Raw genomic sequence first — 241 nt, forward strand, 5'->3', positions numbered from 1 at the left:
CTGAATCAATCACCGTATCATCAATCGTGCTCACCGTGACCGTAAAGGCCGTCACACCACTCGGTACTATCACATTGCCACCGACCAAGGTGACGCCATTACTAAACACCGGGGTCGTGTTGTAGTCACTCGTGGCCGTGGCACTGCCGCCACCTAAACTATAGGCGTAGGTCGTCGTCGCATTCGTCGCTGCCGACAGACTGACGGTGTAGACCAAGTTGTTGCCTTCGACCACATTGTC

At 54.8% G+C, this 241-nt stretch carries 1 protein-coding gene; it reads right to left on the minus strand.

Annotated features, from left to right (window positions below):
* Nucleotides 1-241, minus strand: a 241-nt coding sequence (locus ACO0KZ_RS20580) for a hypothetical protein (RefSeq protein ID WP_422998675.1), incomplete at both ends; no start/stop codon positions are given.

The organism is Undibacterium sp. Di24W (assembly GCF_049340325.1).
GTDB lineage: Bacteria > Pseudomonadota > Gammaproteobacteria > Burkholderiales > Burkholderiaceae_D > Undibacterium.